The following is a 21006-nucleotide window of genomic DNA, read 5'->3' on the forward strand; positions in this document are numbered from 1 at the left end:
GAGTCAGTCCCTCACTGCTTCTTCGGGTTGTAGGTGGTCTCCTTCACGGGAAGGTCGACCTTTATCGAGTCGGCCTTCTCGAAGTGCAGCTCCACGGGCACGCTCTCGCCCCGTTTGGGCTGCTGCTTGAGCTTCGTGAACATGATGTGGTTTCCACCGCGTTCCAGATCCAGCTCGCCGCCCGCGGGCACGTCGAAGGACGTCACCATGCGCATCGTCTGGTTCTTCGTCTCGTGGATCGTGATGTCGTCCGAGAGGGAGCTGGTGACCGAGGTGAGCCGGTCGGAGGCGCCGCCGCTGTTTTGTACGACGAGGAAACCGGCCGCCATGTCGCTGACGGGCTGCGGCATGAACGCGCCGGTCACCCTCAGTTCGGGCTTGCTGTCCGAGGACGAGCACCCCACCAGCGTCAGCCCGGTGGCGAGGGCGACGACGCCGGCGAGGGTGGTGCGGCGGTTCACGGGTTCTCCCCCTTGACGATCTTGGGGAGGTCCTTCGTGTAGTCGTCGGGCGAGGTGTCCTCGCTGTACACGAGGTAGCCCTTGTCGGTCTTCGGGGAGAACGCGATGACCTGGGACCCGTGCATCGAGACGATGGTGCCGTCCTTCTCCTTCTTCGGCGCGTCGATGCCGATGCCGATCTGGCGTGCGCCCGCCTGGATGGTCGGGAAGTCGCCGGTGAGGCCGATGAAGGAGGCGTCCTGGGACTTGAGCCAGCTGCCGAGCGAGGACGGGGTGTCCCGTTCGGGGTCGGTGGTCACGAAGACGACCTGGAGCTTTTCCTGGTCGGCCTTGGGGAGCGCCTTCTTGGCGATGGCGATGTTGCTCATGATGAGCGGGCAGACGTCGGGGCAGTTGGTGTAGCCGAAGTAGATCAGCGTCGGCTTGCCCTTGGTCTGCTCGCGCAGGTCGTACTTCTTGCCGTGGGTGTCGGTGAGGACGAGGTCGGGCTTGGTGAACGGCTGGTCGAGTACCGTCGCGGCCTTGGTCTTGGGCTGGACGGACACATCGGCGATGGGCTTCTTCGCGCCGCTGTTGTCGCTGCTGCCGCAGGCGGACAGGGTGAGTGCGGCCGCGGCGACGAACGCCGCGGCCAGCACAGATTTCTTACGCATGGAGCACTGATTCCTGATGGGTCGGTGGGTCGGTGGGGCTGTGGGGCTGAGTGGGACTGGTGGAACTTTGCGTGCCGTGGTGCTGCGTGGGACTTGGGGCTTTGGTCAGGCGGCGCGGCGTCGGCCTGCGAGGAAGCCGAAGGCGACACCCGCGGCGCCGATGACGATGCCGACGATGCCGAGGACGCGGGCCGTGGTGTCGCTGGAGGACGCGGCCGCCGCGGCCGTCGTCTGCTTGTCCGCGGTCTGCGCGGTGGCGTCGGCACCGCTCTTGTCGTCGGCGCTCGCGCCGTGCTCGTCGGTGGTTGCCGCGGTCAGCTTGAGGACCGGTGCCGGGCTCTCGGGCTCCTCGGCCCCGTCCTTCTGCTCCTCGATCCAGCGGACGACTTCCTTGTTGTCGTACGTCTGGATGGCCTTGAACACCAATTGGTCGGCTTCCTCGGGGAGCTGGCCGATGGAGAGCGGGAACTGCTGGAAGTCGCCCGGGCGGATGCCGCGGTCGTTCTTGTCGCCCGTGGCGGTCCAGGTGACCTTGGAGACGGCCTCGTTGATCTTCTGGCCATGCATGTCCAGCGGCTTGGCCAGCTTGCTCTTGGTGACCTGGATGTCCCAGCCGGGCACGGCCTGCGGCATGACGGAAGCCAGCGGGTGGTCGGTCGGGAAGTTGACCTCGACCTTGGTCGTCGAGGCGTCGTCGCGCTCGTTGGGGACCTTGAAGTTGACGGTGGCGTAACCGCCCTTGGCGGCCTCGCCCTGCGGCTGCACGCTGACGTGCGCGGAGGCCGTACCGGCGAGGATCAGGACGGTGGACGCGGCGACGCCGCCGGCGAGGGCGATGCGGGAAACGTTCATGACAGGGATCACTCCACAGAAGCACGAAGAAAAGGTGGTCCGGCGCGCGGCTGCGCGACGGCATCGCGACACCTCTTCCCCACATGCGGCGTACGTGCACGACATGTGCGGCACCGACTTGCACGACACCGGCTCAAACGCGCCGGGTGGTCCGTGCGTCGAGTGGTGCGTGCATTGGGCGGAGGGTGTCGCGTCAGGCTGCGAGTGCGTATGCGGGTGGCGGCCCGCGCCTGATCACCATGTGCTGCAAGGGGTCCCCGGTGGCGGGGGCCGGGGCGTCGGCCGCGGTACGGAGGGTACGCGGCCCGGTCGTCGGGCCCCCGGGAAGCCCGGCGCGCAGGGCGTTCACGAGCGCGAGCGCGGCGCGCAGCGCACGCAGCCGGGCCCCGGCCGCGATCTGTTGGGCGCCGTGTGCGGACAGCCGGGCCAGCCGGAACAGGGCGATCTCGCCACGCCGCAGCAGCCAGCCGCTGGCCACGGCGGCCAGCAGGTGGCCGAGCAGCATGGGCAGGCTGGGCAGCAGACCGGCGAGGCCGGCCGGGTCCGAGACGGCTGCGGAGGCCATGTGCTGGTCTCCCCGGGCCGCCACCGACGCCGGGTCGATGCCCGCGGTGGTGACGATGCGGTGCGCTTCGGCGGCGTTCAACTGCGCCGGTCCCATGCCGCACACGAGGCTGGCCGCGAACCGGATCAGCGGGTCGTCGGCCGCCGCGGTGTCCGTCGGGGCGGGGTGCGTCCCCATGCCGAAGAGGGTGTGCAGGGCGACCTGTCCGCCGGCCAGCGCGGCGACGATGGACGGCAGCGAGCGCTCGCGTCCGGCGAGCGGTGCCACCACCGCGAAGACCCCGAGGAATCCGGCGAGCAGGGTCCACCAGGGGACGGCGGCGCAGGAGGCCAGGGAGTGACCTGTCGCGGACAGCGCGATGCAGACCGCGGTGAACACCGCGGCCCTCAGGAGCCGCAGACCGGCTCCGGCGCGTGCGACAGGCATAGACATGGCGGGGCCATCATCGCACCGCGCCCCGGGCCTCCGTACGGCAGGTCCGGAAGGTCACCTTCCAGCCGATTGGATGCGGCTGGGGCTGCTGTGGCCGGGTTCGGGCACCGGGTGGGGAGATCGGCCGGGTTCGGCATACACGGGTGTGCGGAGTGCTGGTATCCGCCGAATGAGCGGTCTCACATCAGGTCTGTGCTTACGAACGCGCCTGCGCGGCAATAGGTATCGGTATGTCGAGCCGCAGCCAGGAGGCTGGAGCATGAGCATCTGGTGGTCCCTCCATTTGCGGCGCGAGGCTGCGAGCGTTCCGCTCGCCCGTCGTTTCCTGCTGGGCACGATGGAGACCGCGGGCGTGGACCCGGAGATCTCCTTCGACCTGTCGGTCGCGCTCACCGAGGCCTGTGCGAACGCTGTTGAGCACGGAGGCGACCACAGGGTCCAGTGCGAGCAGAGCGACGACCGGGATCCGTGGGACGTATGGGACGAGCTGCCCGGGACGGCCTCCGGGCAGTACCAGGTCACCGCCTATCTGGACGGCGAGAAGTGCCGTATCGAAGTCGCCGATTCGGGGCCGGGTTTCCCCGCCAGGCGCACGCTGCGCAGGTCCGCGCAGCAGCGCGATTCCCTGCAGTACCCGTCGCTCGGCGCGGAGGACGGCCGGGGGCTCTGTCTGATCGAGCAGCTCGCCGACCATGTGCACTTCGGCAACCGTCCCGGCTGCGGAGCCGTGGTGAGCTTCGACAAGGTCCTGAAATGGCGGAAGGACGCCCTGCTCATGGTGTCCTGAGCGGGGCGTCCTTCGACGCGTGGAACCCGTGACCGGGCCTGCCGGGCAGGCCGGGCCGTTCGGATCAGCTCTTGAGCTGTGCCATCCACGCCTCGACCTCGTCGGCCCGGCGCGGCAGCTTGTCGGAGAGGTTCCGGTTGCCGTCCTCGGTGACGAGGATGTCGTCCTCGATCCGGACGCCGATGCCCCGGTACTCCTCGGGCACGGTCAGGTCGTCGGCCTGGAAGTACAGACCGGGCTCGACCGTGAGGCAGACGCCGGGCTCCAGCGTGCCGTTGACGTACGTCTCGGTGCGCGCGGCGGCGCAGTCGTGGACGTCCATGCCGAGCATGTGGCCGGTGCCGTGGAGCGTCCAGCGGCGCTGGAGGCCGAGCTCCAGGACCTTGTCCACGGACAGGTCGCCGAGCAGGCCCCACTCGACGAGCTTCTCGGCGAGTACGCGCTGTGCCGCGTCGTGGAAGTCGCGGTAGTCGGCGCCGGGCTTGACGGCCGCGATGCCGGCCTCCTGGGCCTCGTACACGGCGTCGTAGATCTTCCGCTGCAGCGGCGTGAACGTGCCGTTGATCGGAAGGGTGCGCGTCACATCGGCGGTGTAGAGGTCGTTGGTCTCCACACCGGCGTCGAGCAGCAGCAGCTCGCCGGAGCGCACCGGGCCGTCGTTGCGCACCCAGTGCAGGGTGGTGGCGTGCGGGCCAGCCGCGCAGATCGAGCCGTAGCCGATGTCGTTGCCCTCGATGCGGGCGCGCAGGAAGAACGTGCCCTCGATGTAGCGCTCGCTGGTGGCCTCGGCCTTGTCGAGGACCTTCACGACGTCCTCGAAGCCGCGCGCGGTGGCGTCGCAGGCCTTCTGCAGCTCGGCGATCTCGAAGGCGTCCTTGACCAGTCGGGCCTCGGAGAGGAAGACGCGCAGTTCCTCGTCGCGCTCGGCGGTGACCTTGTCGGTCAGCGCGGCCTCGATGCCGGCGTCGTGGCCGCGGACGTTACGGACGGGGCCGGTGGCCTCGGTCAGCGCGGCCGGCAGCTCGCGCACGTCATTCGCCGGGATGCCCAGCAGCTGCTCGGCCTCGGCGAGGGAGTGACGGCGGCCCACCCAGAGCTCGCCCTGGCCGTCGAGCCAGAACTCGCCGTTCTCGCGGTTGGAGCGCGGCAGCAGGTGGATGGTCGCCTCGTGCCCGTCCGCGGTCGGCTCCAGGACGAGGACGCCGTCCTGGGTCTGGTCGCCGGTGAGGTACGCGTACTCGGTGGAGGCACGGAAGGCGTACTCGGTGTCATTGGAGCGGGTCTTCAGGTTGCCCGCGGGAATGACCAGGCGCTCACCGGGGAAGCGCGCGGACAGCGCGGCGCGGCGGGCGGCGGTGTGCTCGGCCTGGGCGATCGGTTCGAGGCCGTGGAGTTCCGTATCGGCCCAACCGGACTTCATGTTCGCGGCGAGTTCATCGGAGACGACCGGGTACAGGCCGTTCTTCCGCTGCTTGACCGTCTCTTCTTCGGTCTCCGGGGTCTCCGGGGTGAGCTCCTCAGCCACGACTTGTCTCTCCTTGATACGACACTGGACCCCGTCCATCGTACGGGCGTGCGGAAGGGGGCACAGGGCCGGAAGACCTGTTACACCGAGCCCGGCCCGGGGCGGGCCGTAGGGGGCGGCCGGGGCGGGCCGTAAAGATCTCAGTCGAAGCGCGCGGCCAGAACGACCACGTCCTCCGCGCTGTCGTCCTGGTCGAGTTCGTCGGGCAGGACGGTCCGCAGTACGTGGTCGGCGACGGATCCGGCGTCGTCACGCAGCGCCCTCGGTACGCGCGCCGCCGCCGAGTGGAGCCGTGCGAACGCCCGGTCCATCGAGTCGCCGGTGCGGCGCAGCAGCCCGTCGGTGTAGAGGAGTACGGTCTCGCCGGGCGCCGGGGTGATCTCCACGCTGGGCGCCTCCCAGCAGGCGAGCATGCCCAGCGGCGCGGAGACCGAGGTCTCGATGAACTCGGTGCGCCGGTCGCCGATCACGAGCGGCGGGGTGTGGCCGGCGCCGGCCAGCAGTATCGTGCGGCGGGCGGGTTCGCAGTAGGCGAACAGGGCGGTCGCGGAACGGGCGGGTTCGGTCAGCCGCAGCAGCAGCTCCAGATCGGAGAGCACGGCGACCGGATCCTCGCCCTCCATTACGGCGTACGCCCGCAGGCCGGCGCGGAGCCGGCCCATGGCGGCCAGGGCGCTCGGCCCGGAGCCGTTCACGGAGCCCACGGCGAGACCGAGTGCGCCTTCCGGCAGTGCCAGCGCGTCGTACCAGTCGCCGCCGCCCTGCGGTGCCGTGCGATGGCGGGCGGCCAGCTGTACGCCGGGGACCCGGGGCAGCCGGGTGGGCAGCAGCTCCTCCGTGACGGTGGCGACATCGGCCCTGGCCCGTTCCAGCTCCAGCAGCCTGGCCAGGTGCTCGCCCGCGTGTCCGGCGTACAGGTCGAGGAGATGGCGTTGGCGTTCCAGCGGTTCGGCGGGTTCGTCGTACAACCAGACGGCGGCACCGAGTCTGCCGGTCGCTTCGGCAGTGAGCGGCAGGGCGTGGCTGGCGGCGTATCCGAGCCGGGCGGCGACCTCGCGGCGGCGGGGGTCGAGGCTGCTGTCGCCGAGTAGATCGGGGGTGGTCAGGGCGCCTTCGGTGTTTGGGAGCCCTTCCAGGATGCGGCCGTAGGAGGTGGCGCTGCGCGGCACCGTCTCGATGTGTCCGAGCTCGGCATGGGCGAGTCCGAGGCCGATGGTGCTGACGGGGCCGCGGCGGTCGGACGGTTCGAACACGACCAGTCCGCGACGGGCGCCGACCAGGGCGGCTCCGGCGTCCAGCAGTTCGTGCAGGGCATCGTCGAGTGTGCTGGTTCTGGCCAGTCGCTCGGTGAGTTCGTGGAGCGTGGTGAGGTCGGAGATCCAGGCGGCCAGTCGGTCCTGGATGAAGGCTCCGGTGGCGGCCGGTACTCCGGACAGAGAACCGGCAGTGTGCGCTGAAACAGGAACCATGGGATCGATTCCAGCCACTTTTGGCAAGTGCGGGGCGCTCATGGCAGTCGGCTTTCCCGCCGGTGCGATTCGTTGAATAGCATCGCAAACCCCCATGTCATTCTGCGCCGCTATCAGTGCATCCACGTGTACACGTAGCATCCACATGTACACGCACAAGTGAGGCGATGTCCAGCATTGTCCCTGCGGGATTTGTGGTGTCCGAGCTACTGCCAAGTTGGCTGAAAAATGCACCCTGTGGCGGCTATTTGCGGTCGACTGGGTGTGCTCGACAAGGGGTGTTCTCGGGGCTGAGTCCCGGAGGGAGCGTTGTTTCGGGCATGCTGGGTACGTAATCCGATGAAGGCCAGGGGCAGTTCTGATCGCCCCGGAACCCGGCAGCGGGCCCGGACGTCCTCTCTTGTGGCGGCCGCGCCCCACCCCCGAGTGGCGGGGTCTGCACCGTGGGACGACAGGCGTGATGCGTGCGCCGCTCCTCGCCATGATCGTGTCCGGACCCGTCTCGCCCCTGCTCGACCAGGCTCGGCCCATGCTCGGTACCGACGACCCACCCGTACCGCAGATTTGAAGAGCATGTACGCACAGTGAAGTGATCAACGCGTGTGGTGACGTACGCGTGGTGTGATGTGGACCCTCGGCGTTCAACGGAAAGGAACGAGCGCTCATGCGCGAGATCCTCGGTAGGCGACGCAGGCTCCGGCGCAGGGGAAGGCCCGCCCAGCTCGACGCGGTCCTGACCTGTGTCACCGCATGGCAGTGGCCCGTGCTTCCCGGAGTGGGACCGGAGGCGGCCGGTGGCCGCGGTGACCGCGGCCGTGGCTGCGCCTGTCCCGATCCCGAGTGCGTCGTACCCGGCGCACACCCCTTCGATCCCGGTCTCCTCGCGGCGACCACCGACGAGCGCATGGTGCGCTGGTGGTGGACGAACCGCCCGACCGCTCCGATCGTGCTGGCCACCGGTGGCCGTGCCCCGTGCGCGCTGAGCCTGCCGGCCGTGGCCGCCGCCCGGGCGCTGGCCGAGCTGGACCGGATGGGCACGCGGCTCGGCCCCGTGGTGGCGACGCCGACCCGGTGGTCGCTGCTGGTCGCCCCGTACACCCTCGAACGGCTCGGTGAGCTGCTGCACGCCCAGGACTGGGTGCCCAGCTCGCTGCGGTTCCATGGCGAGGGCGGCTATCTCGTTCTTCCGCCGTCCGAGGTGGGGGCGGGGCAGGTGCGCTGGGAGCGGGCTCCCGCGGCGGGCCCCCGGCCGCGCTCGAACCGGGGAGCCTCCACCCCCGTCCCCGGGCCTGCCGCGCCGTGGCTGCCGGATGTGGGCACGGTGCTCGACGCGCTGGTCGAGGCGAGCAACGGAGCGCCGGACGGCGGCAGCCGGCTCGCCTACTGACGGGCGGTCGGCTCACCCGCTCGGGCGTGAGCCGATTCGGAGCACCGCAACAAAAGGGGCGTTCGGGGTCGAGGAGTTCATATTCCATCGATATCCCCGTCGGGCCGTCAGGAATTCGGATGTAGCCAATAGCTGTAGACAGTGGCGACAGGTATCCATGGGGTCTATGGGGTCTATGGGTGTCTGTGGATGAGGTCGTGCGACTTTTTCGGATCTTCTCTCCGCCCCGGTTCTCTCCACCCTCGTTTTCTTGTCGGTCCAAGCAAAGTCTGCCGCTGCAAAGTGGGGCGGCGCAGGGCTTTCTGATGGGTCTTCCGAATCCCCTCGAAGGATTCTTCGAAAGCCTATTCGAATAACTCTGTGGAACGCTATTCGCGAAGCTTTCCGGGTGTGCGGCCGCTGTGGAGACGGACGTGCCGTCAATCCGGGCTCTGGCGTGCCGGGTTGACGGCGGCGCGCAGGTACGGGGAAGCCGGGGCCGGTCGCGGGGGGAGGGGATCAGTGGCTTGGGGGCGTACCGGCGAGGGGGTTGTGCGCGGGCTCGTGCGCCGCGCCGTGCGCCGTATCCGGAAATGAGGATGCCCGATCGCTGGTGACGGGGGATGCACCAGCGACCGGGCTTCTAGAACGGTAACAAGAGATCTGCCGTTCGCAAATTCGATCTCACGTATTCGGGCAGTGATTTACCTGCGAGTGCGGGGAGTTGTGACGCGTATCACCGTACGACCCCGGGAATCGTCACTGTCAGCTGAGCGTCACTTGGCGGTTGGTGAGCCCGCCGCGGGCCCGCCGCTCCTCGGCGGTGAGCGGAGCGTCCGAAGCGAGCGCCGCGGTCAGCCGCTCGGCGAGCTCGGCCGCGGGCTTCTCGCACTCCGCGGCTCCCATCGCACTCGGCAGGTCCCAGACCGGGACCATCAGCCCGTGCGCCCGGAAGGAGCCGACCAGCCGCGTCCCCTCGCCCAGCGACGAGGTACCGGCGGCGTGCAGCCGGGCGAGCGCGTCGAGGAGCTGCTCCTCGGGGTGCGGCATGACCCAGCGCAGGTGGTTCTTCTCCGGGGTCTCGCACCAGTACGCGGCGTCCACACCGGAGAGCCGCGACGTCGGGATCGCCGCCTCGTTCGCCCGCGCCAGGGACGCGGACACCTCGGGCGTGGCGTTCTCCGCGTCCGGAACCCAGAACTCGAAGCCGGAGTGGACCACGGGCTCGAACGCGGCGCCCGGGTCGAGCAGGTCCTGCAGCCGCGGACCTTTTGCCGGCGCGCGCCGGGCGGCCACGGGCGAACCGGGCTCGGCGGCCAGCGCCCGCTGCAGCGTGTCCGCGAGGTCACGGCTGAGGTCACCGGACGGGGTGTCGTTCTGCAGCGCGAGCAGCACCGAACCGTCGTCGCGGCGGAGCGCCGGCCATGCCATCGGAAGGACGGTCGCGAGCGTCACCGAGGGCACGCCCTCGGGCAGCCCGCCCTTCAGCGCGAGCTCGACCGTGGCGGCGGGCACCAGCTCGCGCAGAGCGACCCAGTCGCACTCACCGACCAGCCCCTCGAAGGGCCGGTGGACGAGCTCGGTCACGGCCTGGGCGGCGGCGCGGCCGTGGCACGCCTTGTAGCGGCGGCCCGAACCGCACGGGCAGGGCTCGCGAGCTCCCACCACCGGGATCTCGCCATCCTTGAGCTGCTGCTTCCCGGCCTTGGTCTGAGGGCGCTTCTTGGCCATGGTGGGCTTTCTCCCGATTGCGACAGTGCGGTCTGGGCCGCGAGCCTAGCGGCCCGTGTCGCGTCCGGGGCACATGCGCCCGCGCGCCCGGCGGTTGCGGGGGTACGGAACGCCCGCGCGTAACGCCCGCCGGCCCGGCCGCGTGTACGTCCGTCCACCGATTCGTGTGCCGGTGCGGGTGCGCGTGCCGCAGTCGTCGCACACTCCTGTACCCGTGGCTGTGCGCGTACCCGTACCCGTACCCATGCCGATGCGGGAGACGTCAGCCCACGTCGTCGAAGGCGTCCGCGAAGTCCAGCCCGTCGAGCCCGGGCACCCCCGGCACTCCGGATGCCCGCCCGTGCCCCTCGCTGACGAGGACCCACACGGTGACTTCACCGGAAACGCTGTCGCGTACGCCCCACTCCTCGGCGAGCGCGCTGATGATGTTGAGCCCGCGGCCGCCGCGCGCCGTCACCGACGGTGTGGCCGGAATCGGTCGGGTCGGACCGCCTCCGTCCGTCACCTCGACGGTCAGCCCGCCCGTTCCGTCCACGCGCCATGCGGCGCGGATGTCGCCGTCACCCACATCTGTGTGTCGTCCCAGTGGCCTGCCGTGCCGGCAGGCATTGCTGAGTAGTTCGGAAAGGATCAATACAGCATCGTCGACGACCGAATCCGGCACTCCGTAGCTGCGCAACTGCTCACGCATCCGGTGCCGCGCCTGACCCACGCCCGCAGGGCCATGGGGTACGGCCATGCTCGACGACGTGGGCACTTCCTGTGCCACCACCAACGCCACCCCCGAGACCTCCTTTGCCCCACGCCACGGAGTGGATGCCCCCCTGGACTGGACCGGAAACCGGCCAATCGCCTGCCAGTGACGCATTCGTAACGATCGAGTACGGTTCGAATGCGCCGGTGTACTCCCTGTAACTGACGTTAAGAGCGTCCCAGTTGTGACAGAACCTGTTTCGGGCGGTTCGTGATGATTGCCTCGACTCCGAGGTCGATGCAGAGCTCCACGTCCTCCGGTTCGTTGACCGTCCAGACATGTGCGCGATGGCCCGCCCGGTGCAGACGCTCGATGTAGCCGGGGTGACTGCGTACGATCCGCATCCCCGGACCGGCGATCCGCGCCCCCGCAGGCAGCCGCCCGTCACGTAGGCGTGGCGAGACGAACTGCATCAGATAGACGGTGGGCAGGGTGGGCGACGCGACCTGGATGCGGTGCAGGGAGCGTGCCGAGAAGCTCATGATCCGCACCGGGGACGGGCCGTCGGCCGGCGGCGCGTCGAGCTCGAAGCGCTTCAGCAGGTGCAGCAGCCGCTCCTCGACCTGGCCCGCCCAGCGGGTGGGGTGCTTGGTCTCGATGGCCAGCTGGAGCGGGCGCCCGGCGGCCCGCGTCACGGCGACCAGTTCGAGCAGCCGTTCCAGGGTGAGCACGGAGGTGAGTTCCCCCGGCACCGGATCCCAGTCCGGGGACTCCGACTCCTCGCGGTCCTTCCAGGAACCGAAGTCGAGGGCGGCGAGCTCGGAGAGTTCCAGCGCGGAGACGGCGCCGCGGCCGTTGGAGGTGCGGTTCACCCGGCGGTCGTGTACGCAGACGAGGTGACCGTCGGCCGTGAGCCGTACATCGCACTCCAGGGCGTCGGCGCCGTCCTCGATCGCCTTCCGGTATGCGGCCAGGGTGTGCTCGGGGGCGTCGTCGGACGCGCCCCGGTGGGCGATGACCTGGATGGGAGGTTGCGTGGATTGCTGCCGTGCGTGGGTCACTGCGTCATGGTGTCACCGAGGAGGGGGCACTGGGTACAGCTCGCGCCGCGACCCCGCGCGCTTCGCGCCGCGACCCCGCGCACCTCACGCCGCGGGTCCGTTTTGCCGGATGTAAAGATTGGCGCGCGGATGCACAGGTCCTGCTTACAGTGGCCTGACGTGTCGTGGGAAAAGCTGTCCCGGGACACGTACGCAGCGGATCTCTTGCCGAAAATGATGTGGAACCGAGGAGTAAAGAGCTGTGAGCACAGAGAACGAGGGCAACGAGGGCACTGCGGGCGAGGCCGTTCCGTCCGTTCCGTCCGCACCTCCAGTGCCGGCCGCCGCTCCTCAGGGGCCGTCCGGGAGCACGCCCGCGTCCCCACCCGGAGCCACGCACGCCCCGGCGCACCCGGAGGCGCCGGACGCGGCGACCGCGCGGCAGCCGTTCGCCCCGATGGGCGAACCGGCCGACGCGACCGCGCACACCGCTCCCCTTCCGGCCACGCCTCCCCCCGGGTTCCAGTCGGCCGCCGAAGCCAACTGGCCTCCGCCCCCTCCCGCCGTCCCCGCGTACGTGCACCACGGCGCGGACGGCGGCGGTCCGGTCTGGGGTGCCCCGGCTCAGCTCCACTCCCCCGAAGGCCCGCGCAAGCGGGGCACGGGCAGCGCCCTGGTGGCCGCGGTGGCGGCGGCGGCGCTGGTCGCCGGTGGTATCGGCGGCGCCCTCGGCTACTGGGCGGCTGACCGGAACGGCGGCAACGGCTCGACCACGGTCTCGGCGTCGGCCGATCCGCAGGACCTCAAGCGCGATCCCGGCACGGTCGCGGGCGTGGCCGCCAAGGCGCTGCCCAGTGTGGTCACCATCGATGCGCAGGGCGGTGACGGCGAGGGCGGTACGGGCACCGGCTTCGTGTACGACAAGGAAGGTCACATTCTCACGAACAACCACGTGGTGGCCTCCGCGGCGGACAGCGGCCAGCTCACGGCGACGTTCTCCAACGGCAAGAAGTACGACGCCGAGGTGGTCGGCCGGGCGCAGGGCTACGACGTCGCCGTTCTGAAGCTGAAGAACCCGCCGTCGGGGCTCGCCCCGCTGTCCCTCGGCAATTCGGACCGGGTCGCGGTCGGCGATTCGACGATCGCGATCGGCGCCCCGTTCGGTCTGTCCAACACGGTGACCACGGGCATCATCAGCGCCAAGAGCCGGCCGGTCGCCTCCGGTGACGGTTCCGGTGGCAGCAACTCGTACATGAGTGCCCTGCAGACCGACGCGTCGATCAACCCGGGCAACTCCGGCGGCCCGCTGCTCGATTCGCGCGGCGCGGTCATCGGCATCAACTCCGCCATCCAGTCGGCCGGCAGCAGCGTCGGTCAGACCCAGGCGGGCTCCATCGGCCTCGGCTTCGCGATCCCGATCAACCAGGCGACGAACGTCGCCCAGCAGCTGATCAAGACCGGCCAGCCGGTCTACCCGGTGATCGGTGCCACGGTCATGATGGACGGCAAGACCGGTGGCGCGGTCATCTCCGACCAGGGCGCGGGCGGTACGGCAGCCGTGTCGAAGGACGGCCCCGCGGCCAGGGCCGGCCTCCGGGCGGGCGATGTCATCATGAAGTTCAACGACACCGTGATCGACAGCGGCCCGACCCTGATCGGCGAGATCTGGACCCACAAGCCCGGCGACCGGGTGACCGTGACCTACAAGCGCGACGGCAGGACGGCGACGACCGAAGTCACCCTGGGGGAGCGCAAGGGCGACAGCTGACCGGCTAGGCTGTCCTCGCGTCATCGGTCCATGGACCGATGACGCGAGGTGGGTTGCCCGAGCGGCCTAAGGGAACGGTCTTGAAAACCGTCGTGGCAGCGATGTCACCGTGGGTTCAAATCCCACACCCACCGCAGCAGGTCGGCGAGCGCGCCGGCCGGAAGGGGTGCACCTCGTCAGGGGCGCCCCCTTTTTCGTGGGGTCAGTCTCGTTGACAGCCCGTGGTGAGGCGGGCCGCCGAGGCGATGGTGGCGCGGGCTTCGCGTTCGGTGAGGCCGGTGTGGACGGCGGCGTGGGTGAGGGCGTCCGCAAGGGCGTCGCCGAAGCCGTGTTCGTAGGCGCGGCAGGCTGCCCAGAAGAGCCGTGTGTTGCGCTGGCCCTCGTGTGCCGCGCGGACGAACCGGACCAGTCCGCGGCCCTGTTCGGGCCCGGCCGTGGGGTGGTGAGGGCGTGCGGGGGGCCTGAGCAGGCGCAGGAGTGCGCGGGGGCAGGGGGCCGGCGGGAGGTCGGCGGTGCCCGGGGCGATCCGGTAGGTGCCATGGGCGGTGACCGAGCCGGGGCCCACCAGGTAGCCGCCGGTGCCCCGGACGTCGATGCCGGGGGCGAGGCGGCTCGCGGAGTTCGGTACGCAGACGCCGGGCGGGCCCGTCAGCCAGATGTGGCGGCCGCCGCTGGGCGTGAGCACGGTGACGGTCGGCGGGATGGTGAACAGGTGGTGCAGGGCGAGCTGCTGGAGGGATGCGGCGGAGTCGTTTCTGCCGGTGGTGTCGATATCCAGGTCGATGCCTATGAGGTGGTGCGGGGGCCGGCCGCACGCGATGCCGTAGCCGGTGGCCCAGGGGGCGGCGGCGAAGAGGGCGCGGACGGCGGCGGGGTTCGTGGTGGCGTCGTGGACGCCGTGTCCGGGAAGGCCGCAGGCGCCCCGGCAGGTGACCGGCCGGTCCTCGTTGCGGTGCGGAGAGGGCAGGGCGGGGAGCTTTCCGGCGGAGAGCGGGATGACGGGGAGCCCGCGCTCGGCGGCGGAGAGCGCGTGGGCCAGGGCCAGGGTGGCGGTCCGCCGGTCAATGGTGGCCATGGCTTCATTTTCGTACAGACGTTCGAAGAAGGGAAGGGGGCGGGGAAGTCGGTGGGGTGTCGGACGGCTGGGGTGCCGGAACGCTTCTTCTCTTGCGGGGTACGGGGTCGGGCGGGGGTGGAGGCTGTGAGAGGGGGCGCGGAAGGGCTTGAGCTGGGGCTTTGGCGGCGCGAGTGGGTTTATTGGATGTTCCTCACGCTTGCGGGGGAATCGGATCGCTTGGGTGGTTCGCCGGGGATCCGGTGGGCAACTCTGCTGTCGCGACGTCGTGACCAAGCCGGGACGGTCGGCCAACTGCCCCGGAACAAGCCGTACTTTCGGTTCCTGGAGGAATTGACATGGCAAGCATCCGTACCGCTCGTGCCCTCGCCGCTGTTGCAGCTCTGCCTCTCGCCGCCGCACTCTTCAGTGGCGTGGCCCAGGCCGACAGCGGCTCGTTCGCGAACGACGGATCGAACGCGGCTGTTGCCACGATCGTCGGCAGCGGCGTCGGCGGTAACAACTCCGGCAATTCGTCCACGTCGCAGCAGCAGGCCGTCGGTGCCGGCGCGTCGAACCGGAGCAACTCCGCGCAGGTGAACGGCTCGGCGTTCACTGTGGTCGACCAGCACAACGAGAATCTCGTGGTGAACTTCACCAACCTCTGGTGAGCCGGGTCCCGGCCATGAGTCGGTCGGGGGGGCCGGGTCACGGCTGGTTGAACGGCGGCCTGCGCGAGGGCACTTGGGTGCGCTCACGCAGGCCGCTTCGTGTTGTGCCGGAGGTCGGGTCGGGGCGTCGTCGACCTTGACAGGGCAGGCGAATCTGACGGACAGTCAGAAACCTTGAGTGCGTGCCCGAATCCGTACGTCCGTATCCGTACGCCTGTGTCCGGGAGGCAGCTGTCGTGCACCTCGCCCAGACGGAGCGTCAGCAACAGCTGCGCGCCGAACTCCGTACGTACTTCAGCAAGGTGATGCCCAGGAGGGACGCGCGGACGGCGCCCGGGGCCGAGGATCCGGCCGCGCAGCGCCGGCTGCTGCGCCGGATCGGCGCGGACGGGATGCTCGGGCTCGGCTGGCCCGTCGAGTACGGCGGCCAGGGCCGCGGACCCGACGAGCAGTTCGTCTTCTTCGACGAGGCATACCGGGCGGGGGCGCCCGTCTCGATGGTCACCGTCAACACCGTCGGACCGACGCTGATGAAATACGGGACCGACGAGCAGAAGGCGTACTTCCTGCCCAGGATCCTCCGCGGCGATCTCGTCTTCGCCATCGGCTACAGCGAGCCGGAGGCCGGTACGGACCTCGCGGCGCTGCGCACCAGGGCGGTGCGGGACGGTGACTCCTGGGTGATCGACGGGCAGAAGATCTTCACCAGCAACGCGCAGAACGCGGACTGGATCTGGCTCGCCTGCCGTACGGACCCGGATGCGCAGAAGCACCGGGGCATCTCGATCATTCTGGTTCCCACGGACGCCCCCGGGTTCTCCTGGACGCCGATCGAGACCGTGGGCGGGCTGACCACGACGTCCACCTACTACGACGGGATACGGGTGCCCGCCACCCGTCTGGTCGGCGCGGAGAACGAGGGCTGGGGGCTGATCACCAACCAGCTGAACCATGAACGGGTGGCTCTCGCCGCCATCGGAATGCAGGCCGAGGACTTCTACGAGGCGGCGCTCGCCTTCGCCCGCACCCCCGACCCGGTCACGGGCCGGCGTCCGGCCGACGAGCCTTGGGTGCGGACCCGGCTGGCCGAGGCGTACGCCCGGCTGGCGGCGACGCGCCTGCTCAACTGGCGCCTGGTGGGGGATGTCGGCGCGGATTCCCTGGCCCCCGGCGACGCGAGCGGCGTGAAGTTCGCGGGAACCGAGAGCGCGGTCGAGGTGTACCGGATCTGCCAGGAGATCACGGGCGAGGCCGGGACGATCCGGGGCGGTTCGCCCGGCGCATTCGGGGACGGGGAGCTGGAGCGGATGAACAGGGCGGCGCAGATCAACACCTTTGGGGGCGGAGTGAGCGAGGTGCAGCGGGAGATCGTCGCGACCATGCGGCTCGGCATGAAGAGGGGCAAGCGGTGACGGACGCGCGGGAACGACGGGAGGAACGGGGCGGGCCGGACCGGCTGTACGAACGGCTCAAGGAGTTCGTGGGGCGGCCTGCCGCGACCGCGGGCGTCGGCAAGGACCCGGTCAACGAGCCGATGATCAGGCACTGGTGCGAGGCGATGGGGGACACCGGCCCCGCCTACGCGGGACCGGACGCGATCGCCCCGCCGACGATGCTGCAGGCGTGGACGATGGGCGGTCTGTCGGGGCACACCGACCGCTCCGAAGCGTACGAGGAGCTGTTCGGGCTGCTCGACGGTGCGGGCTGCACCTCGGTCGTCGCGACCGACTGCGAGCAGGAGTATCTGCGGCCGTTGCGGCCCGGCGACCGCATCACGTTCGACGCGGTGATCGAGTCCGTCTCGGAGCGCAAGACGACCAAGCTGGGGACGGGGTACTTCGTGACGACGCGGATGGACGTCCGCGCGGAGGGGCAACTCGCCGGGACGCACCGCTTCCGGATCCTCAAGTACGCGCCGGCCGCGGCGAAGCGGACGGCACGTCCGGGCGGCCGGAGCCCGCGCCCGAGGCCGGTGATCAACCGGGACAACGCCGGGTTCTGGCAGGGCGTCGCCGAGCACAGGCTGCTGATCCAGCGGTGCGGCGAGTGCGCCACGCTGCGCTTTCCCTGGCTGCCCGGCTGCAACGCGTGCGGCTGCCAGGAATGGGACGCGGTCGAGGCGAGTGGCGACGGCACCGTTTTCAGCCATGTCGTGATGCACCACCCGCCGTTCCCCGCCTTCAGCGCCTCGGACGAAGGCGGGCCGTACGCGGTGGCGCTGATTGAGCTGGCGGAGGGGGTACGGATGATCAGCAATGTGATCGGGGTGCCGTACGACAAGGTGCGGACGGGAATGCCGGTGCGGCTGGAATTCCTCCGCGCAGACCCTGAGTTGGAGCTTCCGGTCTTCCGGGGAGGCGAGGGCTGACATGGACTTCGTACCCACCGAGGAACAGACCGCGGCGCAGGGGCTGGCGGCGCGGATCTTCGGGGATCTGTCGACGCACGAACGCCTGGCCGGGGCCGGCACGGGGACGGACGCCGAGCTGTGGAAGGAGCTCTGCGCGGCCGGACTGACCGCGGCGGTCGAGGAGATCGGGCTGCTCGGCCTGGTGCTGCTGCTGGAGGAGCAGGGCCGGACGACGGCGCAGGTGCCGTTCGCGGCGAGCTGTGTGTACGGGCTGCTCGCCGTCGCCTCGCACGGCACCGACGAACAACGGGACCGGCTGCTGCCCTCGCTGCGGGACGGCACGGCCGTCGCCACCGGGGCGTTCCCGGCACGCGGCGGGACGCGGGCGGACGGGGATGGGCGGCTGAGCGGCAGCGTGCCGTACGTGCCGTGGCTGCGCGACGCGTCGCTCGTCCTCGTCGCGGACTCGGACCGGGAGCTGTGGATCGTACGGACCGATGATCCGGGGGTGGCGACGGAGCCCGTCGAGACCACGGCACCGTGGTCGGCCGCGCGACTCGTCCTGGACCGGGCGCGCGGGGAGCGGCTCGCTGGTGACCGGGCGCGCGGGGAAGGGCCCGGTGGTGAAGGGGTGACCGAGGAGCGGCTCAGGGGGCCCGGGGCGTACGAACAAGTGCTGGCTGCAAGCCGGATCGCGTTCGCCGGGCTGCAGGCCGGGGTGTGCGCCGGTTCGCTGGCCCGGGCCGTCGCCCACACCAATACCCGGGAGCAGTTCGGGCGCCCGCTCTCCACCAAGCAGGCGGTACTGCTGCGCGCCGCCGACGCCCATATGGACACCGAGGCGATCCGGGTCACCGCGTACGAGGCGGCATGGCGCCATGACACGGGGCTTCCGTACGGGCCGCAGGCGCTGACCGCCGCCTGGTGGGCGTCGGAGGCGGGGAAACGGGTCGTGCACGCCGGACAGCATCTGCACGGCGGAACGGGCGCGGACCTCGACCACCCCGTACACCGTCACTTCCTCTGGGGCCGTCAGCTCGACGCCTATCTGGGATGCGGCAGCGAAGTACTTCAGGAACTCGGCCAGTTGCTGGTGAAGGAGGGACCGGAGTGAAAGCCGGCGAGAAGCTGGCGCCGCTGGAGATCGCGGTGACCCGCACCCTGATCGTGGCGGGCGCCCTCGCCTCCCGCGACTACCAGGACGTGCACCATGACGCGGAACTGGCCCGGGAGAAGGGCTCCCCGGACATCTTCATGAACATCCTGACGACCAACGGCCTGGTCGGCCGGTACGTCACCGACCGCTTCGGCCCGTCGGCCGTGCTCCGCAAGGTCGCCATCAGGCTGGGCGCGCCCAACTACCCGGGGGACACCATGGTCCTGAGCGGCACGGTCACCGCCATCGGGGCCGACGGGACGGCCGAGGTGTCGATCGTCGGAACCAACGGTCTCGGCAGGCACGTCACGGGCACGGTGACGGTGACCCTGCCTGTGCCCACTGTGCCCGTGGGTGTGGCCGACAGCGCTCCTCAGGGGGCGGCATGAGCCTGCGCAGAGCCGACTCGCTCGGCGGCAAGGCGGCGGTGGTGGGGATCGGGGCGACCGAGTTCTCCAAGGACTCCGGTCGCAGCGAACTCAAACTGGCCGTCGAAGCGGTGCGGGCCGCCCTCGACGATGCCGGGCTGACCCCCGCCGATGTCGACGGTCTGGTCACCTTCACCATGGACACCAGCCCCGAGATCACCGTCGCCCAGGCGGCCGGCATCGGTGAGCTGTCGTTCTTCTCCCGCATCCACTACGGCGGCGGGGCGGCCTGCGCCACCGTCCAGCAGGCAGCGATGGCCGTGGCGAGCGGAGTGGCCGACGTCGTGGTCTGCTACCGCGCGTTCAACGAACGCTCCGGGCGCAGATTCGGCTCCGGCGTACAGCAGCGGGAGCCCACCGCGGAGGGCACGGCGCTCGGCTGGAACCTCCCCTTCGGGCTGCTCACGCCCGCCTCCTGGGTCGCCATGGCAGCCCAGCGCTATCTCCACACGTACAACCTGACGCCGGAGGCCTTCGGCCATGTCGCGGTCACCGACCGGCGCCATGCCGCCCGCAACCCCGCGGCGTACTTCTACGGGAAGCCGATCACCCTGGCCGACCATGCCGCGTCGCGGTGGATCGTCGAACCCCTGCGGCTGCTCGACTGCTGTCAGGAGACCGACGGCGGGCAGGCGATCGTCGTCACCAGCGCGGAACGGGCCCGGGACCTCCCGCAGCCGCCCGCCGTGATCGTCGCCGCCGCCCAGGGGGCCGGGCGGGCGCAGGAACAGATGACCAGCTTCTACCGCGACGGTCTGACCGGGCTGCCCGAGACGAGGGTGGTCGCCCGGCAGCTGTGGCAGAGCTCCGGCCTCTCCCCCGCCGACATCGATGTGGGCATCCTCTACGACCACTTCACACCGTTCGTCCTGATGCAGCTGGAGGAGTTCGGCTTCTGCGCCCCGGGCGAGGCGGCCGACTTCGTCGCGGCCGACGCGCTGCCCCTGAACACGCACGGCGGCCAACTGGGGGAGGCGTACCTGCACGGGATGAACGGCATCGCGGAGGCCGTCCGGCAGATCCGGGGCTCGTCGGTGAACCAGCTGACCGGGGCGGCCCGCACCCTGGTCACGGCAGGCACCGGCGTACCCACCTCCGCGCTGATACTGGGCGCGGACGAATGACTGGGAGGTCGACCCTGAGCCCTGAAGACGACGGCTCCACCTACAGGAGGTCGGGCAGGCCCCACCCCTACACCCTGAGGGGGACGCCGTTTCGGGACCTGGGGCCGATCCCCGGGGCGGCGCCCGCTCCTAGCGTGGAGCCATGACCACGCCAGTCTGCACGGGCACCTCCGGGGGAGCTGCCATGACCGGACACATCCCGCACGGCTCGTACACGACGCACGGAGCGCACACCGCGCACGCCGCGCACACGACACACACCACGCACACCGCGTCGCCTGCGGCGCACACCGCGCACGCCGCGTCTGCGACACACGCCGCGCACGCGCCGTTCGCCTCGCGTGCTTCGTCGTACGCCTCACGGGCTCCGTACGCCCCCTATCCGTCGTTCTCCTCGTTCGTACGGGCCCGGGGGCCCGTACTGCTGCGCGCCGCCCGCTCGCTCACCGCGAACCCGAGCGATGCCGAGGACCTGCTGCAGACCGCTCTCACCAAGACGTATGTCGCCTGGGAGCGGATCGAGGACCACCGGGCGCTCGACGGCTATGTCCGCCGGGCACTGCTGAACACCCGGACCTCGCAGTGGCGCAAGCGCAGGGTCGACGAGTACGCCTGCGACGAACTGCCCGAGCAGGAGACCCCCGGGGCTCCCGACCCGGCCGAGCACCAGACGCTGCACGACGCGATGTGGCGTGCCGTGCTGAAGCTCCCGGACCGGCAACGCGCGATGGTCGTCCTGCGGTACTACGAGGATCTGAGCGAGGCTCAGACGGCGGAGGTGCTCGGGGTGTCCGTCGGCACGGTGAAGAGCGCGGTGTCGCGGGCGCTCGGCAAGCTCAGGGAGGACCCGGAGCTGGCTCCGGTCCGCTGACCTCGGGCG

20 protein-coding genes and 1 tRNA gene are annotated in these 21006 nt (G+C 70.5%); 11 read left to right on the forward strand and 10 right to left on the reverse strand.

Going from position 1 to position 21006, the window contains the following annotated elements; translation table 11 throughout:
• Window positions 1-11: 11 nt before the first annotated feature.
• The 4 genes from OH735_RS18875 to OH735_RS18890 form a co-directional block, all read right to left on the reverse strand.
• The gene (locus OH735_RS18875) at window positions 12-461 is read right to left on the reverse strand and encodes a copper chaperone PCu(A)C (protein WP_406382698.1); all 450 of its coding nucleotides are present in this window, start codon (window positions 459-461) and stop codon (window positions 12-14) included.
• Window positions 458-1114 (reverse strand): SCO family protein, encoded by a 657-nt coding sequence (locus OH735_RS18880; RefSeq protein WP_406382699.1) that lies wholly within the window; start codon window positions 1112-1114, stop codon window positions 458-460. Before OH735_RS18880 ends, OH735_RS18875 begins: the two co-directional genes overlap by 4 nt.
• Window positions 1115-1219: 105 nt before the next feature.
• Window positions 1220-1966: a YcnI family protein gene (locus OH735_RS18885; RefSeq protein WP_406382700.1), complete on the reverse strand. Its 747-nt coding sequence runs from the start codon at window positions 1964-1966 to the stop codon at window positions 1220-1222.
• Between the two features lie 193 nt (window positions 1967-2159).
• The gene (locus tag OH735_RS18890) at window positions 2160-2963 is read right to left on the reverse strand and encodes a hypothetical protein (protein WP_406382701.1); all 804 of its coding nucleotides are present in this window, start codon (window positions 2961-2963) and stop codon (window positions 2160-2162) included.
• A gap of 259 nt (window positions 2964-3222) precedes the next feature.
• Here OH735_RS18890 and OH735_RS18895 point away from each other — a divergent pair, with 259 nt between their 5' ends.
• Window positions 3223-3750, forward strand: a complete 528-nt coding sequence (locus tag OH735_RS18895) for an ATP-binding protein (RefSeq protein WP_406382702.1) — start codon at window positions 3223-3225, stop codon at window positions 3748-3750.
• Between the two features lie 64 nt (window positions 3751-3814).
• On the opposite strand, the gene OH735_RS18900 is transcribed toward OH735_RS18895, so the two are convergent.
• On the reverse strand, window positions 3815-5275 hold the full coding sequence (locus OH735_RS18900; RefSeq protein WP_406382704.1) for an aminopeptidase P family protein: 1461 nt from the start codon (window positions 5273-5275) through the stop codon (window positions 3815-3817).
• Window positions 5276-5415: 140 nt separating this feature from the next.
• Window positions 5416-6744 carry a PP2C family protein-serine/threonine phosphatase gene (locus tag OH735_RS18905; RefSeq protein WP_406382705.1) on the reverse strand — a complete coding sequence of 443 codons (1329 nt, stop codon included), beginning with the start codon at window positions 6742-6744 and terminating at the stop codon, window positions 5416-5418.
• 664 nt (window positions 6745-7408) lie between these two features.
• On the opposite strand from OH735_RS18905, the gene OH735_RS18910 reads away from it, so the two are divergent.
• On the forward strand, window positions 7409-8131 hold the full coding sequence (locus tag OH735_RS18910; protein ID WP_406382706.1) for a bifunctional DNA primase/polymerase: 723 nt from the start codon (window positions 7409-7411) through the stop codon (window positions 8129-8131).
• A gap of 744 nt (window positions 8132-8875) precedes the next feature.
• On the opposite strand, the gene OH735_RS18915 is transcribed toward OH735_RS18910, so the two are convergent.
• The 3 genes from OH735_RS18915 to OH735_RS18925 form a co-directional block, all read right to left on the reverse strand.
• Complete coding sequence (locus OH735_RS18915; protein WP_406382707.1) at window positions 8876-9841, reverse strand: DUF5926 family protein; 966 nt, start codon at window positions 9839-9841, stop codon at window positions 8876-8878.
• A 262-nt stretch (window positions 9842-10103) separates the two neighbouring features.
• Window positions 10104-10709 (reverse strand): ATP-binding protein, encoded by a 606-nt coding sequence (locus tag OH735_RS18920; RefSeq protein WP_406382708.1) that lies wholly within the window; start codon window positions 10707-10709, stop codon window positions 10104-10106.
• 53 nt (window positions 10710-10762) lie between these two features.
• Window positions 10763-11596 carry a glycerophosphodiester phosphodiesterase gene (locus tag OH735_RS18925; RefSeq protein ID WP_406382709.1) on the reverse strand — a complete coding sequence of 278 codons (834 nt, stop codon included), beginning with the start codon at window positions 11594-11596 and terminating at the stop codon, window positions 10763-10765.
• A 241-nt stretch (window positions 11597-11837) separates the two neighbouring features.
• Here OH735_RS18925 and OH735_RS18930 point away from each other — a divergent pair, with 241 nt between their 5' ends.
• Together OH735_RS18930 and OH735_RS18935 are read left to right on the forward strand one after the other, a co-directional pair.
• Window positions 11838-13343 (forward strand): S1C family serine protease, encoded by a 1506-nt coding sequence (locus OH735_RS18930; RefSeq protein ID WP_406382710.1) that lies wholly within the window; start codon window positions 11838-11840, stop codon window positions 13341-13343.
• 47 nt (window positions 13344-13390) lie between these two features.
• Window positions 13391-13477, forward strand: a tRNA-Ser gene (locus OH735_RS18935).
• Window positions 13478-13545: 68 nt separating this feature from the next.
• Here OH735_RS18935 and OH735_RS18940 read toward each other — a convergent pair.
• Window positions 13546-14418 carry a bifunctional DNA primase/polymerase gene (locus OH735_RS18940; RefSeq protein WP_406382711.1) on the reverse strand — a complete coding sequence of 291 codons (873 nt, stop codon included), beginning with the start codon at window positions 14416-14418 and terminating at the stop codon, window positions 13546-13548.
• A gap of 338 nt (window positions 14419-14756) precedes the next feature.
• Between OH735_RS18940 and OH735_RS18945 the strand changes: the two genes are divergently transcribed.
• From OH735_RS18945 to OH735_RS18975, 7 genes are all read left to right on the forward strand, one after another.
• Window positions 14757-15068: a hypothetical protein gene (locus OH735_RS18945; RefSeq protein ID WP_406382712.1), complete on the forward strand. Its 312-nt coding sequence runs from the start codon at window positions 14757-14759 to the stop codon at window positions 15066-15068.
• A 236-nt stretch (window positions 15069-15304) separates the two neighbouring features.
• Window positions 15305-16480, forward strand: coding sequence for an acyl-CoA dehydrogenase family protein (locus tag OH735_RS18950; protein ID WP_406386635.1), 1176 nt, complete (start codon window positions 15305-15307; stop codon window positions 16478-16480).
• Entirely contained in the window at window positions 16477-17436 is a 960-nt protein-coding gene (locus OH735_RS18955; protein WP_406382713.1) for a bifunctional MaoC family dehydratase N-terminal/OB-fold nucleic acid binding domain-containing protein, read from the forward strand. Before OH735_RS18950 ends, OH735_RS18955 begins: the two co-directional genes overlap by 4 nt.
• Window position 17437: 1 nt before the next feature.
• The gene (locus OH735_RS18960; RefSeq protein WP_406382714.1) at window positions 17438-18532 is read left to right on the forward strand and encodes an acyl-CoA dehydrogenase family protein; all 1095 of its coding nucleotides are present in this window, start codon (window positions 17438-17440) and stop codon (window positions 18530-18532) included.
• Window positions 18529-18963, forward strand: a complete 435-nt coding sequence (locus OH735_RS18965; protein WP_406382715.1) for a MaoC family dehydratase — start codon at window positions 18529-18531, stop codon at window positions 18961-18963. Before OH735_RS18960 ends, OH735_RS18965 begins: the two co-directional genes overlap by 4 nt.
• The gene (locus tag OH735_RS18970) at window positions 18960-20126 is read left to right on the forward strand and encodes a lipid-transfer protein (RefSeq protein ID WP_406382716.1); all 1167 of its coding nucleotides are present in this window, start codon (window positions 18960-18962) and stop codon (window positions 20124-20126) included. Before OH735_RS18965 ends, OH735_RS18970 begins: the two co-directional genes overlap by 4 nt.
• 142 nt (window positions 20127-20268) lie before the next feature.
• Complete coding sequence (locus OH735_RS18975; protein ID WP_406382717.1) at window positions 20269-20997, forward strand: SigE family RNA polymerase sigma factor; 729 nt, start codon at window positions 20269-20271, stop codon at window positions 20995-20997.
• Window positions 20998-21006: the final 9 nt, after the last annotated feature.

The sequence above is a fragment of the Streptomyces sp. NBC_01618 genome, assembly GCF_045209435.1.
Lineage (GTDB): Bacteria > Actinomycetota > Actinomycetes > Streptomycetales > Streptomycetaceae > Streptomyces.

Excerpts from the sequence above, each read along its gene's own strand:
- OH735_RS18945 (WP_406382712.1), top strand. The coding sequence starts at position 14,757 with ATGGCAAGCATCCGTACCGCTCGTGCCCTCGCCGCTGTTGCAGCTCTG.
- OH735_RS18975 (WP_406382717.1), top strand. The coding sequence starts at position 20,269 with ATGACCACGCCAGTCTGCACGGGCACCTCCGGGGGAGCTGCCATGACC.
- OH735_RS18890 (WP_406382701.1), bottom strand. The coding sequence starts at position 2,963 with ATGTCTATGCCTGTCGCACGCGCCGGAGCCGGTCTGCGGCTCCTGAGG.
- OH735_RS18920 (WP_406382708.1), bottom strand. The coding sequence starts at position 10,709 with ATGCGTCACTGGCAGGCGATTGGCCGGTTTCCGGTCCAGTCCAGGGGG.
- OH735_RS18960 (WP_406382714.1), top strand. The coding sequence starts at position 17,438 with ATGGACTTCGTACCCACCGAGGAACAGACCGCGGCGCAGGGGCTGGCG.
- OH735_RS18885 (WP_406382700.1), bottom strand. The coding sequence starts at position 1,966 with ATGAACGTTTCCCGCATCGCCCTCGCCGGCGGCGTCGCCGCGTCCACC.
- OH735_RS18905 (WP_406382705.1), bottom strand. The coding sequence starts at position 6,744 with ATGGTTCCTGTTTCAGCGCACACTGCCGGTTCTCTGTCCGGAGTACCG.
- OH735_RS18880 (WP_406382699.1), bottom strand. The coding sequence starts at position 1,114 with ATGCGTAAGAAATCTGTGCTGGCCGCGGCGTTCGTCGCCGCGGCCGCA.
- OH735_RS18895 (WP_406382702.1), top strand. The coding sequence starts at position 3,223 with ATGAGCATCTGGTGGTCCCTCCATTTGCGGCGCGAGGCTGCGAGCGTT.
- OH735_RS18915 (WP_406382707.1), bottom strand. The coding sequence starts at position 9,841 with ATGGCCAAGAAGCGCCCTCAGACCAAGGCCGGGAAGCAGCAGCTCAAG.
- OH735_RS18910 (WP_406382706.1), top strand. The coding sequence starts at position 7,409 with ATGCGCGAGATCCTCGGTAGGCGACGCAGGCTCCGGCGCAGGGGAAGG.
- OH735_RS18940 (WP_406382711.1), bottom strand. The coding sequence starts at position 14,418 with ATGGCCACCATTGACCGGCGGACCGCCACCCTGGCCCTGGCCCACGCG.
- OH735_RS18970 (WP_406382716.1), top strand. The coding sequence starts at position 18,960 with ATGAGCCTGCGCAGAGCCGACTCGCTCGGCGGCAAGGCGGCGGTGGTG.